Origin of the sequence: Flectobacillus sp. (genome assembly GCF_049240685.1) — a bacterium.
Lineage (GTDB): Bacteria > Bacteroidota > Bacteroidia > Cytophagales > Spirosomataceae > Flectobacillus.
In genome coordinates this window covers 1-7981 of the sequence record NZ_JBMLSD010000143.1, presented here as the reverse complement: position 1 = coordinate 7981, position 7981 = coordinate 1, and the positions used below count along the sequence as shown (strand labels likewise).

The window sequence follows — 7981 nt, the reverse complement described above, 5'->3', positions numbered from 1 at the left end:
TTATTAAAAAACATTCTAACACTCTTTGCCTAGTGCCTGTTGCCTAGTGCCTAAACTCATAACTTTAATCTTATTCTGCACGATAACTTAAATATGAAAGAAGTGAATTATTGATGCTTTCTGAATGATTTTAAGAATCATCCATTTCAGATGTTGGATTTCGGAAATGTAACCTACTATTCAGTATTTCCGAAATCAGAAATCCCAAATCTGCAATAGTTTAAAATCCTATATTATTAACTGATTGTAAATGGTGTAATTGTATGAAAATCACTCAATCTAAAGATATATCTGTACCATTTTTCTCCAATAGCGCGCTTTATGAGCCTCCTCATCCCAGACGTATAAATGATGATGAATATCTTTATGGTTGAGAATTTCGCTAAAATGAATATTATTTTCTAAAAAGGCATCTTCTTGACCTATTGCCAAAATAATATCCATTTTGCGTAAATTTGATAAAATGGTTTCGTCTTGAAGATTCGGAATAAACTGTATGGGCGTATTAAAGTAGATATCCTCGTCGTGGTAGCCACTAAACAAATCTCTGAAATACCCAGTTGCCCAAGTCAAGTCATAGCGTCCACTCATGCCAACCGCTTTACAGAAATAATGGGGATATTTCATAGCTACGTTGATAGCATGATAAGCTCCTAAACTACAACCTGCCGAAATCATATCACTAAATGGATTGATTTGGTGCATAAATGGAATCACCTCTTGTACGATGTAGTGTTCGTAAGCAATATGACGCTCAATGCGTTCACGAGGTGTAATATACTCATTGTATAAACTTTCGGCATCTACGCTATCTACACAAAAGACTTGTAAATAGCCCGCTTCGATTTTATCTTGAATGGCAGCAATTACCCCCCAGTCTTCATAGTCATAAAACCTAGCAGCCCTTGTAGGAAAAAACAATACACGAGTTCCGGTATGCCCAAATACCAGCAACTCCATGTTTTTTTGAAGGTTTGGACTAAACCAGTGGTGGTATGAGCGGGTCATGATAGCGGAATGTTAAAAGGGATTGATAGGTCAGAAATTTAATAGGAAATCTTTTAACCTTGTTTAAATTGAGATAAATGTTTTAATAATATTTCCTTCAGAATGGTATGCCCTTGCGGATTAAAATGTAATCCATCGGCTTCATAATACTGAGGATTGGGACGATTATCATAACCTAAGTAACTATCATAGATGTTTACAAAATGCCAATATGGATTTTGGCGAGCTTCTATTTCGTTTTTGATAATCATGTTGGTATATTTTACCTGATCGTTCAGATACCAACGAATCGGACTAGGCTTGATAGAGATGTATGAGCAATGAATATCGCCAAAACGTTCTTTGATTCTTTCAAAAAGTTGAAAAAGAAATATATAAATTTCTTCAGGGTGGCGATTGTTGCTGAGATCATTGTCGCCAGCATAAATAATGACGTGTTCGAGATGTTTTTGGTATTGAAAAACTCGATTGAAGTACCACGTACAAGCTGCTAAAGTAGAGCCCCCAAAACCTAAGTTTACAGGTTGATATGGTGCAAAATCTTGATAGAGCGATTGCCAAAGCGTAAAGGTCGAACTTCCATAAAAAGCCGTTTGAGGGTTGTATGCTAAGGATTGTTGTAATTTTTCTAATCTTTTTACTTCTTCTTCGTACCAAAACATGTCTATAGTGGATAACAGGGTTATTGTAATTGGGTGTGGGTAGTATGCTAAAAGCTAGCCCAAAATAGATATAATCATGAGGCATGGCTATCAGGATTATTCAAATATAGCCAAAAGACTTCAAACAAAAGGATGCTCTGTGTCAATTTTACACGAACTCAGCGCATCGCAAAATAGATGATTTGTCTAAATCAACTATAAATAGTTATTTGTTTTAGATAAAATTACGCCAAAGCACTACGAAAAATACAAAATTGATTATTTTTGCACTTTCATTCTGACGAGGTTAGTTGTGGGGTAAAATGCATAAACTAAAGCCCTAACACGCAACTAGCCGAAAATGTATCAAAACAATGTCATCCAAAAAAATCCAATCAGCCCTCATTTCGGTTTATTACAAAGACGGACTCGCTCCAATTGTTGAACTCCTCCACAAGAACGGGGTAAAAATTTACTCAACAGGTGGTACTCAAACTTTCATCGAAGAAATGGGTATTCCTGTAACTGCCGTAGAAGACCTTACTAGCTATCCTTCTATTTTTGGTGGTCGTGTAAAAACTTTGCACCCAAAAGTATTTGGTGGAATTTTATACCGTCGTGACAATGAAGGCGATGTGCAAACAGCAGCTCAATTCGAAATTCCTTCGATTGACTTGGTAATTGTGGACCTTTATCCATTTGAAGAAACGGTAGCAGGTGGTGCTTCTGAAGAAGACATTATCGAAAAAATCGATATTGGTGGTATTTCATTGATTCGTGGAGCTGCCAAAAACTTCAATGATGTGTTGATTGTATCTTCTCGTACTCAATACGCAGAAGTATTAGCATTGTTGGAAGCTAAAGATGGAGCAACTGACTTGGCCGACCGTAAGCGTTTTGCTATGTTGGCGTTTGGTGTGTCATCTCATTATGATACTGCTATTCACGCGTATTTCTCTGGCAATACAACAGATATTTATGATTTCAAAGCTTTACCAAACCACTCCTTGCGTTATGGCGAAAACCCTCACCAAACTGCCACATTCTATGGCGATTTGGAGGCGCTTTTCGAGAAATTAAACGGTAAAGAACTTTCTTATAACAACTTAGTTGACGTAGATGCTTGTATTACTTTGTTGGATGAGTTTACTCAAACTTCATTTGTGATTATTAAGCATACCAATGCTTGTGGCGTGGCTTCTGCCGAAACGGTAAAACAAGCCTACTTAAATGCTTTTGCTTGCGATACTATTTCAGCGTTTGGTGGTGTGTTGGCAACAAACGGCGAAGTAGATGCTGAAGCAGCTGAAGCAATGAACTCTTTATTCTTCGAAATTTTGATTGCGCCTTCTTTCACTCCAGAAGCGCTTGAGATTTTGAAAACAAAGAAAAACCGTATCCTATTGAAGCGTAACGAAGTGGCGTTTGGTAAGAAAATGTTCAAAACTTTGTTGAATGGTGTTTTGGAGCAAGATAAAGATTTAGCTACAGAAACAGCTTCTCAAATGCGTACTGTAACTGAAAAAGCTCCTTCTGAAGCAGAATTGAAAGCTTTAGAATTTGCTTTGAAAGTTTGTAAGCATACAAAATCTAACACAATTGTATTGGCGAAAGATGGTCAATTGTTGGCTTCAGGGGTAGGTCAAACTTCGCGTGTGGATGCCTTGAAACAAGCCATCGAAAAAGCTAATGAGTTTGGCTTTGATTTGACTGGTTCGGTAATGGCATCAGATGCGTTCTTCCCATTCCCTGACTGTGTTGAAATTGCTCATAAAGCAGGCATCACGGCGGTTGTGCAGCCAGGTGGTTCTATCAAGGATAAAGATTCTATTGCTTATTGCGACGCCAATGGCTTAGCAATGGTTATGACTGGTGTGAGACACTTCAAACACTAGAAAATACACAACGCCTCAATCTGGCTGATTGAGGCGTTTTTATGCTCTTTTATGTAAATTTGGTGTTACCACTTACACAATATCTATTCTTCAAAACGACAGCCAAAACACCTCCTTTTTCTTCAATTATTTTTGATTTTATCCTCAAAAAAATATTTCCTGAAAAATTCGAAAGTCAAACCCTTGAAAATGCCCATTTTTTAGCCTTTTAAAGCCCTTAAAATGCCATGATTTGTAGGTAAAGCAATACTTTTTTCGTATTTTTACGTTTTAAAGCAAAATTTCAAAGAAAGTGACTTGTTATCCTTACAAATTTTCCAGCATACAAACCCACGAATCACTCAGGTTTTCAATCGCTACCCAAGTCCGCTCAAGGAAGCCCATCATACTTCCTTTACTTTCTGGTACGTTTTATCATTAACAAACTGTAATTTATAACAAGCTACGCATGCTAATTGCGCCCTAATTAAAGTAACAACTTCAAAGAAGATATGTCAGAAATTCAAGAAACAATCGACAACAAAGCAAACTATGGTGCCGATAACATTCAGGTCCTAGAGGGTTTAGAGGCAGTACGTAAACGCCCATCCATGTATATTGGTGATACCGGTATTAAAGGACTTCACCACCTTATTTGGGAAGTTGTAGATAACTCAATTGATGAGGCCTTAGCGGGTCATTGTGATACAATCAAAGTAACTATCAACGAAGACAACTCTATTACGGTAGAAGATAACGGTCGTGGTATTCCTACAGGAATGCACTCTAAAGAGAAAAAATCTGCTTTGGAGGTTGTAATGACAGTATTACACGCAGGGGGTAAGTTTGATAAAGATACCTATAAAGTATCTGGTGGTTTGCACGGTGTAGGGGTTTCTTGTGTGAATGCCTTGTCAACAGACTTGAAAGTAACCGTATATCGCGAAGGAAAAATCTTCCAACAAGAATATAAAATCGGGGTACCTCAATACGCCGTAAAAGAAATCGGTATTGCAGACCGTACAGGTACCACCGTACACTTCAAACCTGATGCAACGATTTTCTCGGTGACTGAATACAAATACGAAACAGTTGCCAACCGTTTGCGTGAGCTTTCGTTCTTAAATGCAGGTATCAAAGTATATTTGACAGACCTTCGCGACTTGGATGAAAATGGCGTACCAAAATCAGACGAATTTTTCTCTGAAGGTGGTTTGCGTGAGTTTGTAACTTATTTGGACTCTACTCGCGAGCGTTTGATTGCAGAACCAATTTATATGGAAGGCGACAAAAATGGCGTTCCTGTGCAAGTGGCAATGATGTACAATACTTCGTATTCGGAAAACGTAGTATCGTATGTAAACAATATCAATACCATCGAAGGTGGTACGCACGTAGCGGGCTTCCGTGGTGCGTTGACTCGTACTTTGAAAAACTATGCAGAGAAATCAGGTGCTTTAGATAAACTCAAAATTGATATTGCTGGTGATGACTTCCGTGAAGGTTTGACTGCCGTAATTTCAGTAAAAGTAGCTGAACCACAATTTGAAGGTCAAACTAAGACAAAATTAGGTAACGGTGAAGTGTCGGGTGCGGTATCGGCAGCGATGTCTGATATGCTTGAAACTTGGTTGGAAGAGCATCCAAAAGAGGCTCGCCAAATCGTTGCTAAAGTTATCTTGGCAGCACAAGCTCGTCATGCGGCTCGTAAGGCGCGCGAAATGGTACAGCGTAAAACGGTTCTGGGTGGCAACTCTTTGCCAGGTAAATTGGCTGACTGTTCGGATAGTGACCCTGCTACTTGTGAATTATACCTTGTAGAAGGGGATTCGGCAGGTGGTACTGCCAAACAAGGTCGTAACCGTGCTTTCCAAGCGATTTTGCCTTTACGTGGTAAAATCTTGAACGTAGAAAAAGCACAGGAATATAAAATTTACGAAAACGACGAAATCAAGAATATGATTACGGCCTTAGGTGTAAGCTTTGGTAAAGATGGTGATGAGCGTGCTTTGAATATCGAAAAGTTGCGCTACCACAAAATCATCATCATGACCGATGCCGACGTTGATGGTTCTCACATCCGTACCTTGATTTTGACGTTCTTCTTCCGTTATATGAAGGAATTGGTTGACAATGGATACATCTATATCGCTCAACCTCCTTTGTATTTAGTGAAAAAAGGTCAACAATCACGTTACTGCTGGACTGAGCAACAACGTGACTTAGCGATTCGTGAATTGGGTGGTGATAAAGAAAGTTCTGTAGGTGTACAACGTTACAAAGGTTTGGGTGAAATGAACGCCGAACAGCTTTGGGAAACTACAATGGACCCTGAAACTCGTACTTTGAAACAAGTAACTATCGAATCGGCTGCTGAGGCTGATCACCTATTCTCGATGTTGATGGGTGATGAAGTAGCTCCACGTCGTGAGTTTATTGAGAAAAATGCAAAATACGCAAAAGTAGATGTTTAGTCATCTTGCTATTTTTGAGCTGTGATTGGGTGATGAGTGAATGTTTTTATTCGTAGAGATGCAATATTTTGTGTCTAAAGCTCATAAACTATTTGCTAAAATATTCTGTTAAAAAGGCGGTCGGAATTGGTTTTTCGACCGCCTTTTTTGATTTTAGTATACCAGAAATAGCTCGGCTTAAGACGCAAAGTATTGTCTCTCCACTATTGGAATACAGATTTTAAAAAAATCACTAAATCACTCATCCACACAATCAGCCATTATCGATGCAGGCTACCACGCATACCATACCTCAAGATTTGTTTCAGGTCGAGAATTTACCTGAAATGAATCTCTTTGATTATTTTGCTACCGAAGACCACCTAAATAGCAAAGTGATTTTGCGTCAACATGTGATTAGTTTTTTGGTACATGGACAAAAGAAAATACATTTCTCAAATGACACCATAGAGGTTGATAATCAATATGCTGTAATGATGGCATCAGGCAACTGTTTGATGTCTGAATGTTTGGGTGAGAATAATTCTTATCAGAGTGTTTTGCTATTTTTTTCACCAGAAAATTTATCTAATTTTTTTCTGAAATACCCACAGTTTGTTCGAGCGAAAGCAGAGGGGCAAAATACTTTCTTTGTACTAGAGCAAGACCTCTACATTCAGCATTTGGTGGCGTCCTTGAGGTTATATCTTCAAAAGCCTAAGTTGCTCAATTCGGTAATGCTCAGCTTGAAGTGGGAAGAGATTATGCTTTTTTTGATTGATAAATACGGCGAGTCATTTTTGGTTTTCCTACAAGATTTGCTACACAATCCACAAGAGGTATCCTTTAGAAAAGTTATAGAAGATAACCTTTATACCAATCTCAATTTGGAGGAGCTGGCCTTCTTGTGTAATATGAGTTTGTCTACTTTTAAACGACATTTTACAAGTATCTATCATGAAAGTCCAGGAAAATGGCTACAAGCCAAACGCCTCGACCGTGCCAAAGAAATGTTAAGCCACGGCGAAATGAAAGCCTCGGAGATTTACCAATTATTTGGTTATGAGAATTTATCGAATTTTAGTGCAGCCTTCAAGCAACAGTTTGGTGTAAGTCCAAGACAAATTGCCTAACTTGACCTTTTTTCATAAGTAATTAAACTAAAAGCATTACTAAGCTTTTTTCAAAATCAAGTAATTTTGTTTTGTACAAAAAGACATTAGCTACTGAGGTATGCCCAGTAGCTCAAAATATGCTTTTTCTTATCAATTAAAACCTTATTAATATGTTACACTCAAAATTATTACTTGTTGCAGCTTTTGTTTTAACTGCGTTTGCAGGTACTTACGCACAAACTTTCACCCTAAAAAGTAACGATATTGGTGGACAGTTTACCAAAAAACAAGAGTTCAATGGTTTCGGATGTAGTGGTGAAAACGTTTCACCTCAATTATTGTGGGAAAATGCTCCAGAAGGAACCAAGAGCTTTGCCATTACCGTTTATGACCCAGACGCGCCAACTGGGAGTGGGTTTTGGCATTGGGTAGTTTTTGATATTCCTGCTAATGTAAAAGAATTGAAGTCTGGTGCAGGTGATTTAACAAAAGGATTATCTCCAAAAGGTGCTATCCAAAGTGTTACTTCGTATGGCGCAAAAGGTTTTGGAGGGGCTTGTCCTCCAGTTGGACATGGCTTTCATCAATATATCTTCACTGTTCATGCATTGAAAACAGACAAATTAGGTTTGGACGAAAATACCAATCCTGAAATTGTGGGCTTCTATTTATGGCAAAATACGTTAGCGAAAGCCTCGATTGTTTCCTATTACAAAAGATAATCTATTACAGCTAGCTATTGCTTTTTGCAGCATAAAAACATAAGTCATTCCTAATTTGATGATTGAATGAGTGATTATCTTAAAATTTTTATTCTAGCATTAGAGACGCAATGATTGCGTCTCTAATGCTAGAATGCAGATTTTACAAAACGCCTCACTTATCTGATA

Annotated in this window: 6 protein-coding genes; 4 read left to right on the top strand and 2 right to left on the bottom strand. The window is 38.1% G+C overall.

Going from position 1 to position 7981, the window contains the following annotated elements; genetic code table 11:
• Positions 1-279: 279 nt before the first annotated feature.
• Together ACOVQ4_RS06560 and ACOVQ4_RS06555 are read right to left on the bottom strand one after the other, a co-directional pair.
• Positions 280-1008 (bottom strand): esterase family protein, encoded by a 729-nt coding sequence (locus tag ACOVQ4_RS06560; RefSeq protein ID WP_421819853.1) that lies wholly within the window; start codon positions 1006-1008, stop codon positions 280-282.
• A 53-nt stretch (positions 1009-1061) separates the two neighbouring features.
• Entirely contained in the window at positions 1062-1670 is a 609-nt protein-coding gene (locus tag ACOVQ4_RS06555) for a GDSL-type esterase/lipase family protein (protein WP_421819852.1), read from the bottom strand.
• A gap of 353 nt (positions 1671-2023) precedes the next feature.
• Here ACOVQ4_RS06555 and purH point away from each other — a divergent pair, with 353 nt between their 5' ends.
• The 4 genes from purH to ACOVQ4_RS06535 all read left to right on the top strand — a co-directional run bounded on the left by purH (position 2024) and on the right by ACOVQ4_RS06535 (position 7813).
• A complete protein-coding gene (gene purH / locus ACOVQ4_RS06550) occupies positions 2024-3544 on the top strand; it encodes a bifunctional phosphoribosylaminoimidazolecarboxamide formyltransferase/IMP cyclohydrolase (RefSeq protein ID WP_421819851.1) in 1521 nt (506 codons plus the stop codon).
• A 491-nt stretch (positions 3545-4035) separates the two neighbouring features.
• Complete coding sequence (gene gyrB / locus ACOVQ4_RS06545) at positions 4036-5997, top strand: DNA topoisomerase (ATP-hydrolyzing) subunit B (protein WP_421819850.1); 1962 nt, start codon at positions 4036-4038, stop codon at positions 5995-5997.
• A gap of 266 nt (positions 5998-6263) precedes the next feature.
• Complete coding sequence (locus ACOVQ4_RS06540) at positions 6264-7109, top strand: helix-turn-helix domain-containing protein (RefSeq protein WP_421819849.1); 846 nt, start codon at positions 6264-6266, stop codon at positions 7107-7109.
• Positions 7110-7261: 152 nt separating this feature from the next.
• Complete coding sequence (locus ACOVQ4_RS06535; protein ID WP_421819848.1) at positions 7262-7813, top strand: YbhB/YbcL family Raf kinase inhibitor-like protein; 552 nt, start codon at positions 7262-7264, stop codon at positions 7811-7813.
• The last annotated feature ends 168 nt before the right edge of the window (positions 7814-7981 follow it).

What these genes read in the sequence shown, in the direction of transcription:
- gyrB (WP_421819850.1), top strand. Translation starts at nt 4,036, where the DNA reads ATGTCAGAAATTCAAGAAACAATCGACAACAAAGCAAACTATGGTGCC.
- ACOVQ4_RS06535 (WP_421819848.1), top strand. Translation starts at nt 7,262, where the DNA reads ATGTTACACTCAAAATTATTACTTGTTGCAGCTTTTGTTTTAACTGCG.
- ACOVQ4_RS06560 (WP_421819853.1), bottom strand. Translation starts at nt 1,008, where the DNA reads ATGACCCGCTCATACCACCACTGGTTTAGTCCAAACCTTCAAAAAAAC.
- ACOVQ4_RS06555 (WP_421819852.1), bottom strand. Translation starts at nt 1,670, where the DNA reads ATGTTTTGGTACGAAGAAGAAGTAAAAAGATTAGAAAAATTACAACAA.
- ACOVQ4_RS06540 (WP_421819849.1), top strand. Translation starts at nt 6,264, where the DNA reads ATGCAGGCTACCACGCATACCATACCTCAAGATTTGTTTCAGGTCGAG.
- purH (WP_421819851.1), top strand. Translation starts at nt 2,024, where the DNA reads ATGTCATCCAAAAAAATCCAATCAGCCCTCATTTCGGTTTATTACAAA.